The sequence below is a fragment of the Phycicoccus sp. Soil802 genome (genome assembly GCF_001429605.1).
GTDB lineage: Bacteria > Actinomycetota > Actinomycetes > Actinomycetales > Dermatophilaceae > Pedococcus.
The window spans coordinates 510839-531849 of the sequence record NZ_LMSS01000006.1; the positions used below are offsets into that span (position 1 = coordinate 510839).

23 protein-coding genes and 1 tRNA gene are annotated in these 21011 nt (G+C 71.6%); 12 read left to right on the forward strand and 12 right to left on the reverse strand.

The features are described from left to right. Positions 1-48: 48 nt before the first annotated feature. The 6 genes from ASG91_RS16405 to ASG91_RS16430 all read left to right on the forward strand — a co-directional run bounded on the left by ASG91_RS16405 (position 49) and on the right by ASG91_RS16430 (position 7710). Positions 49-2268: an MMPL family transporter gene (locus ASG91_RS16405; protein ID WP_056923680.1), complete on the forward strand. Its 2220-nt coding sequence runs from the start codon at positions 49-51 to the stop codon at positions 2266-2268. Positions 2269-2317: 49 nt separating this feature from the next. Then, positions 2318-3190, forward strand: coding sequence for a bile acid:sodium symporter family protein (locus ASG91_RS16410; protein WP_056923681.1), 873 nt, complete (start codon positions 2318-2320; stop codon positions 3188-3190). Positions 3191-3280: 90 nt separating this feature from the next. After that, positions 3281-5563 (forward strand): fibronectin type III domain-containing protein, encoded by a 2283-nt coding sequence (locus ASG91_RS16415; RefSeq protein WP_157606391.1) that lies wholly within the window; start codon positions 3281-3283, stop codon positions 5561-5563. A gap of 106 nt (positions 5564-5669) precedes the next feature. After that, complete coding sequence (locus ASG91_RS16420) at positions 5670-6347, forward strand: hypothetical protein (RefSeq protein ID WP_056923683.1); 678 nt, start codon at positions 5670-5672, stop codon at positions 6345-6347. 374 nt (positions 6348-6721) lie between these two features. Further along, positions 6722-7207 (forward strand): cysteine dioxygenase family protein, encoded by a 486-nt coding sequence (locus ASG91_RS16425; protein ID WP_056923684.1) that lies wholly within the window; start codon positions 6722-6724, stop codon positions 7205-7207. Then, positions 7204-7710: a rhodanese-like domain-containing protein gene (locus tag ASG91_RS16430; RefSeq protein WP_235545702.1), complete on the forward strand. Its 507-nt coding sequence runs from the start codon at positions 7204-7206 to the stop codon at positions 7708-7710. The genes ASG91_RS16425 and ASG91_RS16430 overlap by 4 nt, the downstream gene beginning before the upstream one ends. A 189-nt stretch (positions 7711-7899) precedes the next feature. Here the strand turns inward: ASG91_RS16430 and ASG91_RS16435 are convergent, their stop codons facing one another. Then, complete coding sequence (locus ASG91_RS16435; protein ID WP_056923825.1) at positions 7900-8190, reverse strand: DUF3618 domain-containing protein; 291 nt, start codon at positions 8188-8190, stop codon at positions 7900-7902. Positions 8191-8254: 64 nt separating this feature from the next. Continuing rightward, complete coding sequence (gene bcp / locus ASG91_RS16440) at positions 8255-8725, reverse strand: thioredoxin-dependent thiol peroxidase (RefSeq protein ID WP_056923685.1); 471 nt, start codon at positions 8723-8725, stop codon at positions 8255-8257. Between the two features lie 167 nt (positions 8726-8892). On the opposite strand from bcp, the gene ASG91_RS21095 reads away from it, so the two are divergent. Genes ASG91_RS21095 through ASG91_RS16460 form a run of 4 tightly spaced genes read left to right on the forward strand, consistent with a single transcriptional unit; the run spans position 8893 to position 11486 of the window. Continuing rightward, positions 8893-9582 (forward strand): energy-coupling factor ABC transporter permease, encoded by a 690-nt coding sequence (locus ASG91_RS21095; protein WP_056923686.1) that lies wholly within the window; start codon positions 8893-8895, stop codon positions 9580-9582. Next, positions 9579-9977 (forward strand): PDGLE domain-containing protein, encoded by a 399-nt coding sequence (locus tag ASG91_RS21100; protein ID WP_235545703.1) that lies wholly within the window; start codon positions 9579-9581, stop codon positions 9975-9977. Before ASG91_RS21095 ends, ASG91_RS21100 begins: the two co-directional genes overlap by 4 nt. Before the next feature lies 1 nt (position 9978). Further along, positions 9979-10740, forward strand: a complete 762-nt coding sequence (gene cbiQ, locus ASG91_RS16455) for a cobalt ECF transporter T component CbiQ (RefSeq protein WP_056923687.1) — start codon at positions 9979-9981, stop codon at positions 10738-10740. Beyond that, complete coding sequence (locus ASG91_RS16460; RefSeq protein WP_056923688.1) at positions 10737-11486, forward strand: energy-coupling factor ABC transporter ATP-binding protein; 750 nt, start codon at positions 10737-10739, stop codon at positions 11484-11486. Before cbiQ ends, ASG91_RS16460 begins: the two co-directional genes overlap by 4 nt. Here the strand turns inward: ASG91_RS16460 and ASG91_RS16465 are convergent. Then, the gene (locus ASG91_RS16465; protein ID WP_056923689.1) at positions 11483-12823 is read right to left on the reverse strand and encodes a CoA transferase; all 1341 of its coding nucleotides are present in this window, start codon (positions 12821-12823) and stop codon (positions 11483-11485) included. The two genes, ASG91_RS16460 and ASG91_RS16465, sit on opposite strands and share 4 nt — an antisense overlap. A gap of 203 nt (positions 12824-13026) precedes the next feature. On the opposite strand from ASG91_RS16465, the gene ASG91_RS16470 reads away from it, so the two are divergent. Continuing rightward, positions 13027-14580 carry a S53 family peptidase gene (locus ASG91_RS16470; protein WP_157606392.1) on the forward strand — a complete coding sequence of 518 codons (1554 nt, stop codon included), beginning with the start codon at positions 13027-13029 and terminating at the stop codon, positions 14578-14580. A gap of 72 nt (positions 14581-14652) precedes the next feature. Here the strand turns inward: ASG91_RS16470 and ASG91_RS16475 are convergent, their stop codons facing one another. The 5 genes from ASG91_RS16475 to rph form a co-directional block, all read right to left on the reverse strand. After that, entirely contained in the window at positions 14653-14961 is a 309-nt protein-coding gene (locus tag ASG91_RS16475; protein ID WP_056923691.1) for an Ada metal-binding domain-containing protein, read from the reverse strand. Positions 14962-14966: 5 nt separating this feature from the next. Then, a complete protein-coding gene (locus tag ASG91_RS16480; protein WP_235545704.1) occupies positions 14967-15617 on the reverse strand; it encodes a DUF1684 domain-containing protein in 651 nt (216 codons plus the stop codon). Position 15618: 1 nt separating this feature from the next. Continuing rightward, a tRNA-Leu gene (locus ASG91_RS16485) sits at positions 15619-15700 on the reverse strand. A gap of 107 nt (positions 15701-15807) precedes the next feature. Beyond that, positions 15808-16431 carry an RdgB/HAM1 family non-canonical purine NTP pyrophosphatase gene (gene rdgB, locus ASG91_RS16490; RefSeq protein WP_157606393.1) on the reverse strand — a complete coding sequence of 208 codons (624 nt, stop codon included), beginning with the start codon at positions 16429-16431 and terminating at the stop codon, positions 15808-15810. Continuing rightward, positions 16431-17177, reverse strand: a complete 747-nt coding sequence (gene rph, locus ASG91_RS16495; protein WP_056923692.1) for a ribonuclease PH — start codon at positions 17175-17177, stop codon at positions 16431-16433. The genes rdgB and rph overlap by 1 nt, the downstream gene beginning before the upstream one ends. Positions 17178-17234: 57 nt before the next feature. Here rph and ASG91_RS16500 point away from each other — a divergent pair, with 57 nt between their 5' ends. After that, a complete protein-coding gene (locus tag ASG91_RS16500; protein ID WP_056923693.1) occupies positions 17235-18035 on the forward strand; it encodes a deoxyribonuclease IV in 801 nt (266 codons plus the stop codon). 52 nt (positions 18036-18087) lie between these two features. Here the strand turns inward: ASG91_RS16500 and ASG91_RS16505 are convergent, their stop codons facing one another. Genes ASG91_RS16505 through murI form a run of 4 tightly spaced genes read right to left on the reverse strand, consistent with a single transcriptional unit; the run spans position 18088 to position 20947 of the window. Further along, positions 18088-18807, reverse strand: a complete 720-nt coding sequence (locus ASG91_RS16505; RefSeq protein WP_056923694.1) for an MBL fold metallo-hydrolase — start codon at positions 18805-18807, stop codon at positions 18088-18090. A gap of 24 nt (positions 18808-18831) precedes the next feature. Further along, the gene (locus tag ASG91_RS16510; protein WP_162257549.1) at positions 18832-19353 is read right to left on the reverse strand and encodes an ASCH domain-containing protein; all 522 of its coding nucleotides are present in this window, start codon (positions 19351-19353) and stop codon (positions 18832-18834) included. Next, positions 19350-20129 carry an MBL fold metallo-hydrolase gene (locus ASG91_RS16515; RefSeq protein WP_056923695.1) on the reverse strand — a complete coding sequence of 260 codons (780 nt, stop codon included), beginning with the start codon at positions 20127-20129 and terminating at the stop codon, positions 19350-19352. Before ASG91_RS16515 ends, ASG91_RS16510 begins: the two co-directional genes overlap by 4 nt. Beyond that, positions 20126-20947, reverse strand: coding sequence for a glutamate racemase (gene murI / locus ASG91_RS16520; protein ID WP_056923829.1), 822 nt, complete (start codon positions 20945-20947; stop codon positions 20126-20128). Before murI ends, ASG91_RS16515 begins: the two co-directional genes overlap by 4 nt. Positions 20948-21011 lie beyond the last annotated feature (64 nt).

Genomic DNA, 21011 nt, shown 5'->3' on the forward strand with positions numbered 1-21011 from the left:
CGACCGAGATCTGGGGTATGCCTTCTCCATCACACGAGAGGCTGGTCAATGAGGTCGTGGCGCAAGTCCGAGGCCGGCGGTCTCGCCAGGCTGTTCGCGTGGCTCGTGGTCACGTTCCGCTGGTTCCTGGTGGCCGGGTGGGCGGTCGTCCTCGTCGCTGCGGCCCTCTGGCTTCCGGCAAGCACGTCCAACGCCGACCTCGGCGGCTTCGCGCCGCCCAACAGCCGCGCCATCGCGACGGAGACCACGTCGGCCAAGGCCTTCGGGTTCCCCATCCTGTCGCGCACCCTGCTGGTGCAGCGCGACGAGGACGGTCTGTCGCAGGCCGCGCAGCAGCGCGCCGTGGAGCGGGCGGTGGCCGTGGCGAAGCACACTGCGGGAGACGTCGGTCCCATCGTGGCGGTCGTGCCGATCGGCAACGCCGAGGCCGTCTTCCCGTCGTCGGCGGAGCGGGACACCACCGCCCTGAGCTACGTCTTCACCAAGCCGGGCACCACGTTCGGCGACGAGGTCGCTGCCGCGAAGAGGTTCGCCCGGGAGCACGTGAACCAGCCCGACGACCACTTCGTCGGGGTCACGGGGACGGTCCCCGCCCAGCTGGCGCAGTCGGACATCCTCTACGGCCACCTGCTGCTCCTCGAGTGCGCCACGCTCGTCGTGGTGATCGGGATCGTGGCCCTCAAGTTCCGTTCGATCGTCGCGCCGCTCGTGGCGTTGGTGACCGCTGCGGCGTCGTACTTCCTGGCCGTTCGCGTCACCAACTACGCCGGCGGGTTCATCGAGGGCGGGGCACCCGAGGAGCTGAAACCGCTCGTGCTGGCGCTGGTGCTGGGCATCGTGACGGACTACGCGATCTTCTACCTCTCCAGCATGCGCACCGGTCTCGAGGACGGCCTGGACAAGGTCGAGGCGGCCAAGGCCTCGGCCACCCAGACCGGTCGGATCGTGCTGGTCGCCGGGATCGCGGTCGCGGCAGGCAGCGCGGCGATGCTCGTGGCCAAGTCGGGCTTCTTCCGCGCCTTTGGTCCCGTGCTCTCGCTGTCCGTGCTGTCCGCGGTCGTCGTCTCGCTGACCCTGATCCCGGCGCTGATGGCGATCTTCGGTCGCGCGTTGTTCTGGCCCAGCCGGCCCAGTCGGAACACCACGCTCCCCCTCGCCCGGGCCGCCGCCCGGCTGCTGACGGTGCGGGTGGTGGCGCTGGTCCTCGGTGGAGCGTGCGTGCTCGGGCTCGCGACCCTGGCCACCGACGCGGGACGCCTGCACCTGGGCGTCTCCTTCGCGGCGTCCCTCCCTTCCGACAGCGCGCCGCAGCGCGCGGCGCAGGCCGCCGCGTCCGGGTTCGCGCCCGGCATCGTCGCGCCGACCGAGCTGCTGCTGCAAGGCAGCAAGGTGGGAGGCGACCGGGACAAGCTCACCCGCCTGGGCAAGGAGCTCGCGGAACAGAAGGGCGTCGCGGGTGTGCTGAGCCCTGAGGCCCTGCCCGACGAGGTGGTGGCCGGGGCGCTGGTGACCAAGAACGGCGACGCGGCTCGTCTCATCGTGGTCCTCGACCACGATCCGTTGGGGCCCACCGCGATCCGCGACCTCAACCGGGTGTCTGCGGCCATGCCCGACCTGCTGCAGCGGGCGGGACTGGGTGACGCCCGCTACGGCTTCGCCGGCGACACGGCTGTGGCGAGCGAGCTCGTGGCCGCGACCAACGCCGACCTGCAGCGCATTGCCGTCGCGGTGCTGCTCGTCAACCTGGTCCTGCTGATGGTCTTCCTGCGGGCCTTCGTCGCCCCGGTGCTGCTGCTCGCGTGCAGCGTGCTCGCCCTCGCCGCATCGCTGGGTTGCCTCACGCTGGTCTTCCAGGACCGGCTGGGCCACGAAGGGGTGGCCTTCTACGTGCCGTTCGCCGCCTCGGTCCTGCTGCTGTCCCTCGGGTCCGACTACAACATCTACGGGGTCGGTCACGTCTGGACCCGGGCCAAGCAGACCACCATGCGCAAGGCCATCGCCGAACGCGTGCCGGAGACCTCCGGCGCCATCACGGCCGCTGGCATCACCCTCGCGGCGAGCTTCGGCATGCTCGCCCTCGTGCCGCTCCGCCAGTTCCGTGAGCTGGCGTTCGTCATGGGGCTGGGAGTCCTCATCGACGCCCTGGTGGTGCGCGCAGTCCTGGTCCCCGCCCTGCTCGCACTCCTCGGCGGGTTCAGCGCCTGGCCCCGCAAGCTCAGGGGCGCCGAGGTCGACCGCGAAGAGGTGCCGGCCAGCACGACGGCGTGACTCGGCGAACCCAGCCCCATCTGCAGCGCGCGGCCCCTACAGTCCGGTCATGGACTCAGCGCTGACCACCGTGGGGCTGCCCGTCGCCCTGGCCATCATCATGTTCGGGCTCGGCCTCTCGCTGACGCCCGACGACTTCCGCAGGGTGGGCCGCCACCCGCGGGCCGTCGCGGTCGCCCTCGCCTGCCAGCTCCTCCTGCTGCCCGCCGTCTGCTTCGGGCTGGTCAAGCTCTTCGACCTGCCCCCGCTCCTGGCCATCGGCATGATGCTGCTCGCCGCCTCGCCCGGCGGCACCAGCGCCAACCTCTTCAGTCACCTGTTCCGGGGCGACGTCGCGCTCAACGTGACGCTGACCGCGATCAACTCGATCATCGCGATCGTCAGCCTGCCGATCATCACCAACCTCGCGATCGCGCACTACGACCAGTCCGACACCGTGAGCCTGCAGTTCGGCAAGGTCCTCGAGGTGTTCGCCATCGTCCTGGTCCCCGTCGCCATCGGGATGGCGGTGCGCGCCAAGGCCCCCGCCTTCGCGGCCCGCACCGACAAGGGTGTGCGGATCGCGTCGGCCGTGATCCTGGCGGTGCTGGTCGTCGGCATCCTGCTCGACCAGCGCGAGAACGTCGCCGACTACCTCGCCGACGTCGGTCTGGTCGCCGCGCTGTTCTGCGCCGCCAGCCTCGTCTCCGGGTACGTCATCCCGAAGGCGCTCGGCATCGTCGAGGGTCAGGCGATCGCCTCGTCGATGGAGATCGGGGTGCACAACGCGACCCTCGCCATCTTCGTGGCGGTCGAGGTCCTGGAAGCCACCGAGATCTCCATCCCGGCAGCGGTCTACTCGCTGTTCATGTTCGTCTTCGCGGCAGCCTGGGGCTCGGTCATCAGCCGGCGGGTCACCGGCAGGGCCACCACCGCGGCCTGACCGCGATTCGGTGCGTCGAAGCGCCCCGACCCACGGCTCCGGGGCCTTACACTCATGCGGCCACACGACATCTCTTGGGGGGATCCAACCGTGAGCTTTCTGCCGACCTGGCGCCATGTCCTGAGTGGAGCCACCGCGTTCGCCGTGCTCGTGGGCGCCCTCGCGGTCTCTGCGCCGGCCGCTCAGGCCGCCGACACCGAGGCCCCGATGCTGGCCTCCTTCTCGGTCTCGCCCCGGGCCGTCGGGCCCGGCCAGGACGTCACGGTGACCTACGCAGCGACCGAGGCGGCCGGGACCCTCTCGTCGGTCGAGTTCCAGTTCCAACGCGGCACAGTCGCCTACACGGCCCACGCGACTGGTGCCGTGCCGACCTCGGGCACCGTCCACGTCAGCCTGCCGGACGGCTCCGCGAACGGGACCTACTCCCTCAGCCTGGTGCGGCTCAAGGACCCAGCCGGCAACACCTCTACCGCCTTCCGCGGCGGCTCGGTCAGCTACTCCTCGGGCGCCACCGGCCCGGCGACCCATCCGTTGGTCCTGGCCGACGGTGACCTCACCCTGACCGGCTCCGTCGCCGACTGGACGTCACCTGTGTTGACCTCCGCCTCCATCAGCGACTCGACGCTCACCGTGGGCGACTCGCTGGCCGTCAACTACGCCATGGATGAGCAGCACCTCTTGCGCGCCGTGACCGTGTACTACCAGAACAAGACCGCCGACTTCTCGCCCTACGTCCGGGCTGCCAAGCTGGTCGACGCCGACCTGCCGACCTCCGGCACGGCGACCACCACGGTCCCGGACACCTGGGCCAACGGCACGTACGCCGTGACCTCGGTCGCCGTGGTAGACCAGTTCGGGAACAGCTCGAGCTTCTACTCCGACGGTACAGCGATCCGCGATGGGTTCTGGGGCACCCACGACGTCGACCTCAAGTCCCTGTCCTTCACCGTCTCAGGCTCCCCGGCCGACTTCGAACCCCCCGTCCTGACCAGCCTGGGTCTCCCGACGCCGCTGGCCACCTTCGGGGGCACGGTGTCCCTGCCGTACACCACGACCGACGCGAGCGGCCACCTCGGCAGCATCACGGCGACCTTCACCTCGTCATCTGGCGACTCCTTCACCCTGACCAACACCGGCGCGCCCTTGTCGGGGACCCTCACCGGCCCAGCCAACCCGACTCCGATGAAGAGCATCGCGGACTACGAGCTCGCCTCCCTCCGCGTCACGGACGCGAAGGGGCGCTCGGCGACGTACCACCGGGGCGGCCTCCTCGACCTCCCCGGCGGTTCGACCACCCACAGCTTCGACTTCTCGATCCGCGAGGTCCGTCTCGCGAAGGTTCCGACCGCCCCGACGTGGGCCGCTGTCACCCCCGGCCCGGCCTCGGCCAAGGTCCAGTGGGACAGCGCCGGCGACAACGGCGCCCCGATCACCGGCTGGACCATCACCGTCAGTCCTGGTGGGAAGGTCGTCACCACGAGCGGGTCGGCCCGGTCGGCGTCCATCACCCGACTGACCAACAAGACCCGCTACACCTTCACGGTCCGCGCCAAGAACGCGGTCGGTACCGGTGCCGGAAGGTCGGTCTCCGGCACCCCGCGCGCCTTCGGGCTGCGCATCCTGTCGCCGGGAGACTTCGGCGACGACGGGAAGACCGACATCCTGGCCGTCAACCACGACGGCAAGCTGCTCTACTACCGCGGCAACGGGCGCGGGGGTTTCGCGTCCACCGGCAAGGTCATCGGAGCCGGTTGGCAGGTGAACCGACTGGTCCTCCCCCGGGTGGGTCCTCGGGAGGGTGGCCTGCTGCCCGACGCGTGGGCGGTCACCTACGACGGCGCCCTCCGACGCTACGACGCGACACGCCAAGGAACGTTCTCATCCTGGGCACCGGTGGGCTCCGGCTGGGACAAGTTCGACAAGGTGTTCACGTCCGGCGACTTCGGCACCGACGGCTACCCCGACGTCATGGGCATCACCGACGGCGGCGATCTCTACTACTACCCCTACCGGTCGCAGACGGCCGGCCTCTACCCGGGCGTCCGGATCGGCGGCGGCTGGAACGTGTTCACCCAGGTGTTCGGCGCGGGCGACCAGACCGGCGACGGACGCAACGACCTGATGGCGATCAAGTCCGACGGCACGCTCTGGCTGTACGCCGGCAACGGCAAGGGCGGGTTCGCCGCCGCCGGCAAGCGGATCGGCAGCGGCTGGGGCTCGGTGCGGGCGGCGTTCGTCACCGACTTCGACGGTGGCGGCCCCGACCTGCTCACGGTCGACGCCAAGGGAGACCTGCGGCTCTACCACGGCAACAACCGGGCGGGTTTCAGCTACCGCGGCGTCATCGGCAAGGGCTGGAACATCTTCCTCTGACCGTCGGGCTGACGCGGTCGGTCGTCGCTGCACAGCCACGACCGGCTGACGAGCGGGCACCCGCGGGAGCACACTGGCCGGACGAGTCGTCGGCAGGAGGCCCAGCATGACCGTGTCGCCATCGGAAGCACCCCCGCCGCAGGGCGTCCCCGACGGGGTCCGCGCGCAGATCCTCGCCACCGAGCACTGGAGCCTGCTGGCCACGCGCAGCATGACCTGGTCCGAGGTGATGAGCCGGATCACCATCCACCTCACCGTGTCGTCGGCCTCCCTCGTGGTGCTCGCGCTCTTCGCCCAGGCGTCCGGGTTCGACACCGCCTTCCGGGTGATGGCGATCGGGCTCGCGGCGGCCGTGCTCGTCATGGGCACCCTGACCCAGATCCGGGTGGTCAACGCCAGCATCGACGACGCCTCGACCGTCCTCGGCATGAACCGGCTCCGCGCGGCCTACCTCGACCTCGACCCGGGCATCGCGCCATACCTCATCACCTCGGCCCACGACGACCAGAAAGGCCTGATGTTGACCTACCTGATGGGCTGGCCGCGCTCGACGCTGAGCCACGTCGCGGGGAGCACGAGCATCTTCCTGACCGTCGTCAACGCGATCGTCGCCGGGACGCTCGGTGCCCTGGTGGCCGATGCGGCCGGCGCCGCGTCACCGGCCGTGGCGATCATCGGCGTCGGGTGCGGCCTCGGCTACGTGGCCGGCCAGCTGGTGATCGGGCAGCGGACCTTCGCCTCGCCCCGGCAGGAGTCGCGCTTCCCCACGCCGGACGTCGACTGATCCCCCGTTCGTCCGCGTTTCGTCCGGTCTGCGAGACGGCTGGACGACTCCGTGGACGAGTCCCGCCCCGTCGTGCTCCACTGATGGCATGTCTTCGACCACCGCGGTGACCGCCACGCACATGGCTTCCATGTGCTGCGGCGTCATGCGGTGTTGCTGCTGCGCCTGAGTCCCAGCCCCGCACCAGCCCGGCGCTCCATCTGAGTGAGCGCCCCACCGCACCGGAGACGAACCCATGAGCACCACTCTTGCCAGCCACGCGGCATACCACCGCATCCACCTCGACCTGCACCTGACCCAGGGCTCTGTGTGTCCGCGAATGTGTTGCCACGCCGCACATTCCGACACCCAGTCCACTGAACAGGAGCAGTTCCATGACCGCCATCACCACCGCCGGCACTCCCGGCGTCAACCGGTTCACCCGTAGCCAGCTGCTGCGCACCGCGCGGCTCTTCGCCACCGACCCCGACCTCGACCGCCTGGTCGACCCCGAGGCCACCGAGCGCAGCTGGCAGCGCCTCGACGCGACCGACCACCTCGAGATCTGGCTGATCAGCTGGCCCGTCGGCGCCAGCACCGGGTGGCACGACCACCTCCAGTCGGAGGGCGCCTTCCTCACCGTCAGGGGCGAGCTCGCCGAGCAGTCCTGGTCGGGGAACACCGCCCACGACCGCTACCTCTGGGAGGGCGAGGGCCGGACGTTCGGTCCGCACCACATCCACAACGTCGCCAACCTCGGCGACCGGCCGGCCCTGTCCGTGCACGTCTACTCCCCCTCGCTGCGCGGGATGACCCGCTACGCACTGCTCGACGGACGCCTGAAGCAGACCGGGATCGAGCGGGCGGGAGAGCAGTGGTGACCGCCGTCGCGCCCAGCACCACGGCGGCACCCTCCGTCCACTGGGAGACCCGGCTGTTCAGCGACCCGACCGCGACCAGTGCGCCGCCGGCCGGGCGCGGCTGGGACGCGCCGACCTACGCCGGCATCGACGACCAGCTGGGTGACGCCCGCAGCCGTCTGGACCGGGTGAGCGTGCGCGCCGCCTACCAGGAGGTGCTCTACGGGCGGGCCATCCTGGTCGACATCCGACCTGCGGCCCAGCGCCTCGTCGAGGGCGAGGTGGCGCCCCACCTCGGTGTCCTCGTCGTCGAGCGCAACGTGCTCGAGTGGCGGTTCGACCCCCGGCACGACGCGCGCCTCGAGGTCGCGTCGTTCGACGCCCGCATCCTCGTCCTGTGCCAGGAAGGCTTCACCTCGTCGCTGGCCGCGGATGCCTTGCTGCGCCTGGGGATCCACCGCAGCACGGATGTCGTGGGCGGGTTCCGCGCGTGGCGCGAGGCCGGGCTGCCGGTCGCCGCCTGAGCTGCCACCCGGGCGACCGGGGTATGCCGCGCGGCTGGGCCCCGCGGCATACTTCCTGTCAGCTGGGCCGCTGGAACCGGCCAATTGGCCGACTTCTCAGCCAGGATCGCGGGTTGGCGCGCTGGAACCGGGCAATTGGCCGACTTTAAGGCGCGCGACGGTGCCGCGCGGCGCCCTCCGCTGGGACGTTCAGCCGCGTCGGCGGCGGATCGCCCCCAGGCCGATCAGCGCGACGGCCGCCGCGGCCAGCGCGGCGATGCGCTCGGTGCGCAGGTCACCGGACTCGGTGCGGGTGGCCTCGGTGAACTTCGCCTTGGCCGACGCCACCTGACGTCGGGCGATCTCCTGTGGCGCGGTGCGGGTGTGCAGCTCGTCGACCGTGCCCGCGAGCCGCTCGCGCGCCGCGGCGATGTCGGCCTCGATCTGGTCGACGGACCGGCTCGCCCCGGACGAGGCCTTGCCGTTCTGGTTCTCGCTCATGCGGCGCTCCTCGGTGGGTCGGGCGGAGTCTGGGTCAGGCGGGGAGACGGGGGTGAGCCGGACGTCAGGCCAGCCCCAGGTCACGGCGCAGCTTGGCGACGTGCCCGGTGGCCTTGACGTTGTACCAGGCGTTCGAGACCTTCCCGTCCTCGTCGACCACGACGGTGCTGCGCAGGACGCCCTCGACGGTCTTGCCGTAGAGCTTCTTCTCGCCGAACGCGCCGTAGGCGTTCATGACCGCCTTGTCGGCGTCGGACAGCAACCGGATGGTCAGGCCGTCCTTCTCCCGGAACTTCGCGAGCTTCTCGGGCTTGTCGGGCGAGATGCCCAGCACCTCGTAGCCCTCACCGCGCAGGGTGTTGATGTTGTCGCTGAAGTCGCACGCCTGCGTGGTGCACCCCGGGGTCATCGCCGCCGGGTAGAAGTACACGATCACCTTGCGCCCACGCAGGTCGGACAGCGAGACCTCGCCGCCCTGGTCGTCGGGCAGGGTGAAGTCGGGGGCGGTGTCGCCTGTGGTCAGTCGCTCGGCCACTGCTGTCTGCTCCTCGTCGTCCGGACGGTGTTGTTGCACGATGGTGTTATTGCGAGTCAGTTGCAATAACGTGGGTGTCACCAGCGGTTCCCAACCTATCCCAGCCGGGCTACGAACACCTCAGGACAACCACAGCCGACGGCACCACCCATGGCAAGGAGCGACCCGTGCACGTCCCCGACGGATTCCTCGACGCACCGACGTCGATCGGCGCCGCAGTCGTGGCCGCCAGTGGGGTGGCGCTGGCCCTGCGTGGAGCCCGTCGCGAGCTCGACGACCGCACCGCGCCGCTCGCCGGGCTCGTCGCGCTGTTCATCTTCAGCACCCAGATGCTCAACTTCCCCATCGCCGCAGGCACCTCGGGCCACCTGCTGGGTGGCGCCCTGGCTGCGGTCCTCGTGGGTCCCTGCACGGCCACGCTGTCGATCACGGTGGTCCTGCTGGTGCAGGCCACCCTGATGGCCGACGGCGGGATCACCGCGCTCGGCACCAACATCACCCTGATGGGCCTGGTCGGGGTGTGGACCGGCTGGCTGGTGTTCATCGCCCTGCGCCGGGTGCTGCCCAAGCGCCCACTGTGGGTGGTCCCCGCCGCAGCCGTCGCAGCGCTGGTCTCCGTGCCCACGGCCGCCCTGGCGTTCTCGCTCCTCTTCGACGTGGGTGGCACGGTGGACGTGCCGTTCGCCACCGTCGCCACCACCATGGTCGGGATCCACACCCTGATCGGGATCGGCGAGGCGGTCATCACCGCACTGGCCGTGCTGAGCATCGTCGTGGTGCGTCCCGACCTGGTCCACGGAGCCCGCCCGAGCCTGGAGCGCCGCACCCTGACCATCCGCGAGGGGGTGTCCGCGTGACCGCAGCCGCGCCACGACCCCGCGTCTCGACCCGACGCCTGATGGCGGTGGGCATCCTGGTGTGCCTCTTCCTCGCGGGGGTGGTCTCCTACTACGCCTCCAGCCACCCCGACGGGCTCGAGTTCGTCGCGAAGGAGCAGGGCTTCGCCGGTTCGGCCGCGCCGCACGCCAGCGACGGCTCCCCCTTCGCCGGCTACGCGACCCGCGGCATCGACGACGCCCGGGTCTCCGGTGGCGTGGCCGGCCTCGTGGGAGCCGCGCTCGTGTTCGTCATCGCCGGCGGACTCTTCGTCGCCGTGCGTCGACGCGACCAAGCCACCAGCGACGCGGCCACCAGCGACGCGGAAGTCAGCGTGGGCGCCGACGGCGGCCGCCCCGAGCGGGACGGCGCCTGACGTGGGCGCGGGACACGGTCACCACCTGCACTTCCACGGGCACTCCCCGGTCCACCACCTGCCTGCGCACCTGAAGCTGCTCGCCCTCGTGGGTTTCGTCCTCACCGTCGTCCTGACTCCCCGCACCGCCTTCGCGGCGTATGCCGTCTACCTCCTGCTCGTCCTCGTCGCCCAGCGGGCGTCGCGAGTGCCGTTCGGCTACTTCGCCAAGCGGATGGTGGTCGAGGTGCCGTTCGTGCTCTTCGCGCTGCTGATGCCGTTCGTCGCGACCGGGCCCCGGGTCGACGTGGGTCCGCTGCGGCTGTCCGAGCACGGGCTGGTCGGCGGGTTCGCCCTGCTGGCCAAGGGCACGCTGGGGGTGATGGCCTCGCTGGTGCTGGCCACCACCACCGAACCGCGGCACGTCGTCGCCGGCCTGGAGCGGCTGCGGCTGCCAGGTCAGCTCGTGCAGATCATGGGCTTCATGGTCCGGTACCTCGAGGTCGTGACCGGCGAGCTGTCCCGGATGAAGGTCGCGCGCGAGTCGCGGGGCTTCCGGGCCACGTCGGTCCGTGCGTGGCCGGTGCTCGCCACGACCGCCGGGGCCCTGTTCATCCGCTCCTACGAGCGCGGAGAGCGGGTCCACCTGGCGATGCTCTCGCGCGGCTACACGGGGTCGCTGCCGGTGACCCACCCCGCAACGGCGACGCCCGCGCAGTGGCGCGTGGCCGGCATGCTCCCGGCTGCGGCGCTCGCGACCCTGCTCGTGGTGGTGACCAGGTGACCACCCCGGTGCTCGAGGTGCGCGGGCTCGCGTACGCCTACCCTGACGGACACCAAGCGCTGTTCGGCGTGAATCTCCATGTGCACCAAGGGGAACGCGTTGCCCTCCTCGGACCCAACGGCGCCGGCAAGACCACCCTCGTGCTCCACCTCAACGGCATCCTCACCGCCGGTGCCGGCTCGGTGTCGGTGTCCGGCCTGCCGGTGACCGAGCCCAACCTGATGGAGGTGCGTCGGCGGGTGGGCGTGGTCTTCCAGGACCCCGACGACCAGCTCTTCATGCCCTCCGTGCGCGCCGACGTGGAGTTCGGTCCGGCCAACCTCGGCCTGCGCGGCGCGGCGCTCGAGGCCCGGGTGGTCGCCGCCCTCGACCAGGTCGGGATGCTCGACTTCATCGACCGACCGCCGCACCACCTGTCGTTCGGCCAGCGTCGGCGGGTCGCGGTGGCCACGGTGCTCGCGATGGAGCCCGAGATCCTGGTGCTCGACGAACCCTCGTCCAACCTCGACCCCGCGTCGCGACGGGAGCTGGCCGACATCATCCGGTCCCTCGACGTCACGGTGCTGATGGTCACCCACGACCTCCCCTACGCCTACGAGCTCTGCCCCCGCTCGGTGGTCCTCTCCGACGGCGTCGTGGTCGCGGACGGCACCACGCGGGAGGTGCTGACCGACGACGCGCTGATGTCGGCGCACCGGCTCGAGCTGCCGTTCGGCTTCGACCCACGGACCATCCCCACGCCCTAGCGGGGTGCGTCCTCCCACGCGGCCTCGTCGGCGCCGTAGCGGCGCCCCACCCAGGCGAACTCCCGCGGGGAGTCGTCGAGCGTGAACGCCGGGCGAGCCTGCACGACGTGCCCGTATGCCGTGTCGGAGCCGACCGTCCACGGGCCCAGGTCGTCGACCGGCACGACGGCCCCGTCGAGGGCGTCGGTCTGCAGCAGCCAGTGGGCGGTGCGGGCCAGGTGCGCCGCCACCCGCCAGGTGCCGCCCTCATCGGCGCGGCGGCGCAGGGCGGAGAGCACACCCGCCGCGAGGAGGTAGCCGGTCGCGTGGTCGAGCGCTTGGGCGGGGAGCGCGCCCGGGGCCTGCCCGTCGCGCGACTCGAGCACGGCGATGCCGGTGGCCGCCTGCACGATGCTGTCGAAGCCCCGGCGGGCGCCCCAAGGACCAGTCGGGGTCCACGCGCTGAGGGTCGCGCAGACGAGGTGGGGGTGCTGCTCGGTGAGCCGCTCGGGGTCGAGGCCGAAGGCTCCGAGCGCCCCGGGCCGGTAGCCGGTGACCAGGACGTCGGCCCTCCCCAGCAGGTCGTGGAGGCGGTGGCGGGCGTGCTCGTCCTGCAGGTCCACGAGGGTGGAGCGCTTGCCGGAGTCGGTGTCGAGGTGGAGCGCGGCGAGCTCGGGGAGGTGGGGGCTGTCGACCCGCAGCACGTCGCACCCCAGCTGGGCCAACGCCCGCGTCGCGACCGGGCCCGCGAGGACCCGCGTGAGGTCGAGGACGCGCGGTCGGACCAGCACCGGCAGGGGGTCCGTCGGGGCGACCGAGCGCACCGCCAGCACGTCGTGGCCCGCGACCGCGTGGGCCTGCTCAGAGGCCATCCACTCGGCGATCGTCCGCACCCGCACGGCGATGCCGTGGTCGGCGGTGACGAGGTCCTCGAGGTGCTGCGCCGGTCGCTCGGCGATCGCCGCGGTGGCGTCGTCGCGAATGGCGCCGTCGGACAGGCCGAGGGCCCGCAGCAGCCGCACCCGGTGGTGGGGGTAGTTGGCGTGCGTGCGGACCCAACCGTCGCTCGCCTCGAAAAAGCCTGACAGCGCTGCGAATCCGGGTTCACGCGAACCGTCGATGGTCTGCACCTGGTCGTTCCGGAACGACACTGACACCTGACGAGGGTCGACCCGCACCCGCTGCGCACCACGAAGCGCCGCGCCGGCCAGTCCAGCCGCAGCGACCGCTCCTGCGGCGAGGGTGTTCACCGGGAGCTCGGAAGGCAGGGACCCGCCGGGCGCGAGCTCGAGGTGCGCCGCGGCATACCCCTCGTCGAGGCCCAGGGCCGGGAGCACCTCGCGCAGCAGGTGGTTCACACGTCGACTCTAGGACCCGCCGCAGGCCGCGTCGTGCCGGCCGCCCACGAGGGCGGCTCGATGCCTCTCGCGTCCCGTGGCCCGGGCTCGTGACAATTGTCATGGGGCATTTCGTGCATTGGGCGGAGCCTTGCGGATGACGCCGCACCCACGGTGTCACCAGGGGACCACGAGGCCCCACCCCTCCATCCAGGGAGCACACGATGACCCTTCGAATTGGTCTGGCGACAGTCGTCGCCGGATGTCTCGGGCTCGCCGCCGGGGCCCCCGCCCTGGCCGGCACCACGACGCCGGTGTCCACGGGCACCTCGCTGTCCGCGCGGGCGCCTGAGTCCGCCTTCCACGCTTCCGGCGCCGCTGCCCGCTCGGCCGACCCGGCCAGCTGCACGCGACCCGCCCCGGACAACCGCGTGAGCACCACCATCCACTGCTACACCCCGGACCAGATCCGTGCGTTCTACGGGCTGGCGCCCCTGACGCCGGCCACGACCGACGGGGCCGGTCAGACGATCGTCCTGGTGGACTCGTACGGGAGCCCCACCGCCGCGAACGACGTCTCCTTCTTCGCCCAGACCTTCAACGGACCGACGCCCGACTTCGAGGCGGTCTTCCCACTGGGCAAGGTCGACTACAGCCACGCCACGGGCAACGGCAGCGGCACCGCCGGGCCGACGGCGGCCGACGGCTGGGCGGGTGAGGCCAACCTCGACGTGCAGTGGGCCTACGCGATCGCCCCGAAGGCGCACATCGTACTGGTCGCCACCCCGGTGGCCGAGACGCAGGGTGTGCAGGGCATGCCCAACTTCATGACCGCGATCGACTGGGCCATTGCGAAGTACCCGGCCGGGACCGTCTTCTCGATGTCGTTCGGCACCAGTGAGGAAGCGTTCGGTGGAACCTCGGCGAAGGCGCAGTTCGCCCGGTTCGACCAGACCTTCCAGCGTGGGCTCGCCAAGCACGACACCTTCTTCGCCTCCTCAGGGGACGACGGCTCGACCGGCGTGGGCCGCTCACACCACCAGGGCACGGTCGTCGACCACCCGTCGGTGAGCTACCCCAACTCCTCCCCCTACGTCACGTCGGTCGGCGGCACGCAGGTGCAGTCCGGCTGGACGTGGGCGCCGACGCAGGACAAGCCGTTCAACGACGACGGCAGCCGCAACCCGCTCTACTGGGCGTGGACCCAAGGCGGCAGCAGCCAGGCCGTGTGGAACGAGAGCTGGGCCGCCATCGGCACCGGCGGCGGCCTGTCGAGCGTCTACTCGCGACCGGCCTTCCAGTCGACCGTGGCCGGCGTCGTCGGCACCCACCGCGGCGTCCCGGACCTCGCCTGGAACGCGGCGGTCAACGGTGGGGTGCTCGTCTTCCACACCTACTTCCCCGAGATCGAGGGACCCCCGGCGTGGGGTGTCTTCGGAGGCACGTCGGCGAGCTCACCGCAGGTCGCAGCCCTCACCGCCATCGCGAACGCGTCACGCAAGGCGGCTGGCAAGGCCGGCATCGGCAACCTCAACGCGGCCATCTACGCCAGCGGCTTCCCGCGGGCGAGCGCGTTCAGCGACGTGACGGCGCACACCTACGGCACCGTTCCCAGCGGCGTCCTGCAGGACAACCGGATCTGGGAGACCGGCGCAGACGGGTTCGTCACGCCGGGTGCGGTGCCCGGCTTCCCGACCACGGTGGGCTACGACCTCACCACCGGGTGGGGCAGCCCGCAGGCCGCGGGCTACGTCGCGGGACTCACCGCGGAGCCCTGACGCCGACCGACCTCGCCGGTCCCGGGGCAGCAGCAGGGCTGCTCCGGGACCGGCGCCTCGGCTCCGGCTCCGTCAGAGGTCGGCGCGCCGGTCAGCCGTTCGCGCGCCGGTCAGCGCAGCCTGCGCGTCACCTGCGGCCGCTGCCTTCCACGCTGCGTACTCGGCCCGCAGGCAGGTGCCGCAGGGCCGGTACCCAGCGGCGACGGCCGTCTCCTCGTCCGCGAAGAAGACCCGGTGCTTCACGTAGCCGCCCTGTCGGAGGGCGCGCAGGGCGGACGGGCAGTCGAGGCGTCCGTAGAGCTTGCCCCGGCGGTTGCCACCCAGCGTCCCGGGCACCGCACTCTCGCAAGGCTTTCCGTCGGCCCCGATGAGGGTGAACACGCTGGCTAGTACCCCTCCGGCAGCAGCTCGCCGACCGGGGTGCTGGGCTCGATCCGGTTGGCCGCCGGCGCCAGGGGACAGACCCAGCGGTAGTCGTAGACGCACGACGGGTTGTAGGCGAAGTTGAGGTCGACCACCCACCGGCCGTCGTCGTCGCGCCCCAGGTCGGTGCCCTTGACCGTGTCGAGCAGGTATCGCCCGGCGCCGTAGGTCTCCTGGCCGGCCGAGCCGTCGCGCACCGGTAGGAAGATCCCGCCGCCGTAGGAGTTGAGCCACCACACGTCGAGCGTGCCGAGCCCGTCGAGGGTCACCCGACCCGCACCGGTGAACGGCACGATCCCGTCGGTGGCCGACCGGAACTCCCACTCCTGCTGGGGTCTCTTGTCGCCGGCGTCCACCGGCTCCACCTCGACGACGAACCGGTATGCCGCGTCGTAGGCCGCGTGCCGCAGCTGCTGGCCCTCGCGGCGCGGCGAGGCGGGGTGCTCGTGGAACAGCCGCGACCGCGTGTCGACCCACAGCGCGTGGGCGGTGGCGGGGTCCGGCTCGGCCCGCACCGCGGCATACAGGGCGTGCACCTCGCGTCGCCACGACGCGACGTCGAGGGCGCCGGGGTACTGCAGCTCGTCCTGCCCTTCGAGGGCTTCGTCAGTCACGTGCGCAAGGCGGGACTTGAACCCGCACACCCGAAGGCACCAGCTCCTAAGGCTGGCGCGTCTGCCAATTCCGCCACTTGCGCGTGGTCGCCAACTCTAACGCGGCGGGTGGCGTGGCGAGTGAGCGCCAACCCACTCACGGGGGCACCAGATGAGCAGTTTGGCGCTCACTCACGAAGAGCGGAGCGGCTCAGCCGAGGAGCTCGCGCAGGTGCGGGACCATCGCACGGAAGGCCTTGCCGCGGTGCGAGATCGCGTTCTTCTCGTCCGGGCTGAGCTCGGCCGCGCGGCGGGTGTCGCCCTCGACCACGAGGACCGGGTCGTAGCCGAACCCGTTGGTGCCCTTGGCCTCGCGCGCCAGCGACCCGGCCATCCGGCCCTCCGTCGCGCGGACCGTGCCGTCCGGCAGGGCGAGCACCGCGGCGCAGACGAAGGCCGCAGCCCGGTGCTCGTCCTTGACGTCGGCGACCTGGGCGAGCAGCAGGTCGAGGTTGGCCTGGTCGTCGCCGTGCCGACCCGACCAGCGCGCCGAGAAGATGCCGGGCGCCCCACCCAGGACGTCGACCGCGAGGCCGGAGTCGTCGGCGAGCGACGGCAGGCCGGTGTGGGCGGCGAGCGCCACGGCCTTGAGGCGGGCGTTGCCCTCGAAGGTCACCTCGTCCTCGACGACGTCGGGCGCACCCTCGAACTCGGACGCCCCCACGATCTCGAGGCCGAGCTCCTCGCACACGTCGGCGAGGATGGCGCGCAGCTCACCGACCTTGTGGTCGTTGCGGGTGGCCAGGACGACCCGCGTCACAGGCTGCGCCGACATCAGAGCACGCGCTCGCGCGGGGTCGTGGCGAGCGCCTCCTGCTGCTTGCGGGTGAGGTCGGCGCAGCCGACGGTGGCCTTGTCGAGCAGCTGGTCGAGCATGGCTCGGTCGAACGCACCGTTCTCGGCGGTGCCCTGCACCTCGACGAACCGGCCGTCGCCGGTCATGACGACGTTCATGTCGGTCTCGGCCGTGGAGTCCTCGGGGTAGTCGAGGTCGATGACCGCCTCGCCCTTGACGATGCCGACGGAGACCGCCGCGATCGAGCCGGTCAGCGGCTGGGCGTCCTTGGCGATCAGCCCCTTGGCGCGGGCATCCTCGATGGCGTCGACGAGCGCGACGTAGGCACCGGTGATCGAGGCGGTGCGGGTGCCGCCGTCGGCCTGGAGGACGTCGCAGTCGAGCACGATGGTGTTCTCGCCGAGCGCCTTGGTGTCGATGATGGCGCGGAGGCTGCGGCCGATCAGCCGGCTGATCTCGTGGGTGCGCCCGCCGACCTTGCCCTTGCGCGACTCGCGGTCCGACCGGGTGTTGGTCGACCGCGGCAGCATCTCGTACTCCGAGGTCACCCAGCCGGTGCCCTTGCCCTTGAGCCAGCGCGGCACGCCCTCGGTGAACGACGCCGCCACCAGCACCCGGGTGCGGCCGAACTCCACGAGCACGCTGCCCTCGGCGTGGTCGAGCCAGTTGCGCGTGATGCGCACCTCGCGGGTCTGGTCGGGGGTGCGTCCGTCGTGGCGAGTCATGCGGCAAGGCTAACGGGGGCGTATCGGGCGTCGGTGGCCCGGCCTAGGGTGGGAGCCATGGCTGACACCACTCGTCTCGGCGCCCACGTCGACTCGGCCGACCCGGTCACCGCCGCCCAGGAGCGCGGCGCCGGGCTGAGCCAGTTCTTCCTTGGCAACCCCCAGGGCTACAAGGGTCCGGAGTACGCCTACGAGGGCGGGCCGGAGGCGTTGCGGGCTGCAGCGGAGGCCGCCGACGTCGACCTCTACATCCACGCCCCCTACCTGATCAACGTCGCCTCGACGAACAACCGCATCCGCATCCCCAGCCGCAAGCTGCTGCAGCAGTTCATCGACGCCGGTGCGCTCATCGGCGCCAAGGGGCTGATCGTGCACGGGGGCCACGTCGAGCAGGCCGATGACGTCGACAAGGGTATCGACAACTGGCGCAAGGCGATCGAGGCGACCGACCTCAAGATCCCGCTGCTGCTGGAGAACACCGCGGGCGGCGACAACGCCATGGCCCGCACCCTCGAGCGGATCGCCCGGGTCTGGGACGCGATCGGCAGCGCCGAGGGGTCCGCCCACGTCGGCTTCTGCCTCGACACCTGCCACGCCCACGCGGGCGGGATCCCCCTGGCCACCGCGGCCGACGACATCCGGGCCATCACGGGTCGGATCGACCTGGTGCACTGCAACGACTCCCGCGACGAGTTCGACTCTGGGGCCGACCGCCACACCAACCTCGGCGAGGGACTCATCGACCCCGACGAGCTGGTGGGTGCCGTGCGGGCCGCCGGTGCACCGGTCGTGATCGAGACCCGTGGCGGCCTCGAGGGGCAGCAGGCCGACCTCGACTGGCTCCGCGCCCGACTCTGACCGACTCCGATGGGCTCCGATCGACTCTGATCTGAAGGGCCTGGCCCGCGGCTCAGTCGACCGTCGGGTGCGTCGCGAGGAACCGGCGGATGTGCTCGCGGGGCTGGTCGGCCAGGTGTGGTCCGTGGGTGAACGCCGCCGTCGTGTAGTCCAGCTCGGCGAGGCGGTGCGCGGTCTTCTGGGTCAGGGCGAAGTTCGAGCAGAACGACTTGATCGGCCAGCGCAGCCCGCGGACGTTGAAGATCGAGTCACCGGTGATGAGCACCCCCGACTCGCGGTGCAGGTATGCCGCGTGGCCGGGTGAGTGCCCGGGGGTGTGCACGACCTCGAGACCGCCGGCGACGTCGAGCACCTGCCCGTCGGTCAGCCGCTCCCCCACGGTGACCGGCGGGAACGCGTTGCTGCCCATCAGCTTGGTCATGATCCTGGCCATGAGGAACGACTGGTCACGCTGGGCGGTGGTCCCCGCCTCGGCATAGGGCGCGTCGTCCTCGTGGATGCCGAAGTCGCGCCCGGTCTGCTCGGCCACGTGCGCGGCCCCGCCGGCGTGGTCGGGGTGGGCGTGGGTCAGCAGCAGCCGCGTGACGTCCGACGGGCCGGAGCCGATCGACGCGAGGGCGGCCATCACCTTCGGCCCGGACTGCTTGATGCCCATGTCGACCAGGGTCACTTGGCCGTCGGCGGCACGGAGGATGAAGCCGTTGACGAAGTCCCCGAGGAGGGGGATGCGCCAGACACCTGACGCGATGGGGACGGCTGCCGCTCTGGCCATGCCCGGAGCCTAGGGCGCTCGGGGTCAGTCGGCGAGGTCGGGCGGCCAGACGAGCGTGAACCGCTCGAAGCAGACCTCCAGGTCCTCGGAGAACTCGATGCCGAGGCGGGCGCACTGCCGCTCGTAGGCCGCGCGGTGACCGTCGAGCCAGGTCTGCAGGGTCCGGTCGCCCTCTCCCTCGTCCCGGGCGAACTGGGGGTCGACGCTGTGGAACGGCCCCAGCCGCAGCTCGGTGGTGCGCAGGACCGCGCGGGGACGCCCCGACCCGTCGCAGCAGACCCAGTAGGCGCCCAGGGGTGGAAACGGATCACTCGAGGCGAGGTAGCCCGCGGCCAGGGTCGCGGTCGCCCGCTTGGCGCCGCCGACGATCAAGCCGAGGATCTCGTCGGCGTACGCGGGGTTGTCACCCCAGCAGACCACGTCGACGTCATCGCGGCGCGGGACCTCGGGGTGGGCCGCGAGGAAGTCGTCGTACATCCGCAGGCCGGCCTCGCGGTCGACCACCACCGGGCCCGTGCCGTCAGGTTCCTCGGGCGGTCCGCTCACGCGCGGCCGCCCACCTCGTAGGTCGCGCCCTGGACGGCCACGTCCAGCGGACCGGACCAGATCGCGGCGGCCTCCGCGCGGCATACCTCGGGGTCGTTCCACGGCGGGATGTGGGTGAGGACGAGGCGACGGACCCCACCGGCGGCGACGGCGGCCGCGGCGGCCCGCCCACCCGAGAGGTGGATGCCCGGGGTGTCGTCGCGCCCGTCGACGAAGGCGCTGTCGGTGAGCGCGAGGTCGGAGCCGGTCAGGAGCGGCGTCAGGGCGTCGCAGGTGTCGGTGTCGCCGGTGTAGGCGATCACCGCGCCGTCGGCCTCGACGCGGAAGCCGTAGGCCTCCACCGGGTGGTTCACCCGGTAGGCCGTGACGGTGAAGGGGCCGACGCGGGTCACCTGGGTGTCGGCCAGCTCGTGCACGGCGAACTCGTTGGTCATCCCCCCGTGCTCGAGCCCGTGGTACATCAGCGCGAACCGCACGTCGGCCCCCGACGGTGCGTGCACGGGGAGCTGGCCCACGACCGGGCCGCTCGGGCGGTACTTGCGCGTGACGTAGAGCCCGCAGACGTCGACACAGTGGTCGGGGTGCAGGTGGCTGATGAACACCGCGTCGAGGGCGGCCAGGTCGACGTAGCGCTGGAGCGGACCGAGGGCGCCGTTGCCGAGGTCGAGGACGATCGACCAGGTGCGCCCGAGGTGGTCAGCCTGGATGAGGTAGGAGGAGGCGGGCGAGGCGGGTCCGGCGAACGATCCGGAACAGCCGACCACGGTGAGCCTCATCGAGCCACCACGACCGTCCGCACCACGGAGTTGCCGTAGACGTCGCCGACCTCCGGCCCGAGGAACCGGCGGGCCAGCGCGCGGAACTCCTCGGCGTCGCCGGTCGTGGTGAACCCGTGCTCGGGCGGGGGCAGGTGGCCGGGACGAAGCAGGTCGCGGTCCGCGAGCACCCGGTAGAGGTCCTTGGCGGTCTCGTCCGCAGACGACACCAGGGTGACGCCGTCGCCCATGACGTAGGAGATCGCGCCAGTCAGCAGCGGGTAGTGCGTGCAGCCGAGGACCAGGGTGTCGACGTCGCGGTCGACCAGCGGGGCCAGGTAGTCCCTCGCGACGTCGATGACCTCCGGGCCACTGGTGACCCCGGACTCCACGAACTCGACGAACCGCGGGCAGGGCACGCTGGTGACCTCGAGGTGCGGGGCCGCCGCGAACGCGTCGACGTAGGCGCCGGACTGGTGCGTGCCCCGGGTCGAGATGACGCCCACGCGGTGGTTGCGGGTGGCGCGGGCCGCGCGACGGACCGCCGGCCGGATGACCTCGACCACCGGGACGTCGTAGCGTTCCCGGGCGTCGTGGAGGACCGCCGCACTCGCGGTGTTGCACGCGATGACGAGGGCCTTCACACCGTGGTCGACCAGCCGGTCGAGGCACTCGAGCGCGAACTCCCGCGACTCGGCGATGGGACGCGGTCCGTAGGGCGCGCGGGCGGTGTCGCCGAAGTAGGCGATCGACTCGTGCGGCAGCTGGTCGAGGACGGCCCGGGCGACGGTCAGCCCGCCATAGCCCGAGTCGAAGATCCCGATGGGTGCGTCCGCCACGGGCACAAGGCTAGGTGCCGACCCCGCTCCCGTCCTCATCCTTCCGGCGTCTCGTGTGTCACAC

Coding starts and splice junctions, on each gene's coding strand:
- rdgB (WP_157606393.1), bottom strand. CDS start 16,431: ATGTCGGCGCAGCCTGTGACGCGGGTCGTCCTGGCCACCCGCAACGAC.
- rph (WP_056923692.1), bottom strand. CDS start 17,177: ATGACTCGCCACGACGGACGCACCCCCGACCAGACCCGCGAGGTGCGC.
- ASG91_RS16500 (WP_056923693.1), top strand. CDS start 17,235: ATGGCTGACACCACTCGTCTCGGCGCCCACGTCGACTCGGCCGACCCG.
- ASG91_RS16515 (WP_056923695.1), bottom strand. CDS start 20,129: ATGAGGCTCACCGTGGTCGGCTGTTCCGGATCGTTCGCCGGACCCGCC.
- ASG91_RS16425 (WP_056923684.1), top strand. CDS start 6,722: ATGACCGCCATCACCACCGCCGGCACTCCCGGCGTCAACCGGTTCACC.
- ASG91_RS16405 (WP_056923680.1), top strand. CDS start 49: ATGAGGTCGTGGCGCAAGTCCGAGGCCGGCGGTCTCGCCAGGCTGTTC.
- ASG91_RS16420 (WP_056923683.1), top strand. CDS start 5,670: ATGACCGTGTCGCCATCGGAAGCACCCCCGCCGCAGGGCGTCCCCGAC.
- ASG91_RS16410 (WP_056923681.1), top strand. CDS start 2,318: ATGGACTCAGCGCTGACCACCGTGGGGCTGCCCGTCGCCCTGGCCATC.
- ASG91_RS16435 (WP_056923825.1), bottom strand. CDS start 8,190: ATGAGCGAGAACCAGAACGGCAAGGCCTCGTCCGGGGCGAGCCGGTCC.
- ASG91_RS16505 (WP_056923694.1), bottom strand. CDS start 18,807: ATGGCCAGAGCGGCAGCCGTCCCCATCGCGTCAGGTGTCTGGCGCATC.
- ASG91_RS16470 (WP_157606392.1), top strand. CDS start 13,027: ATGACCCTTCGAATTGGTCTGGCGACAGTCGTCGCCGGATGTCTCGGG.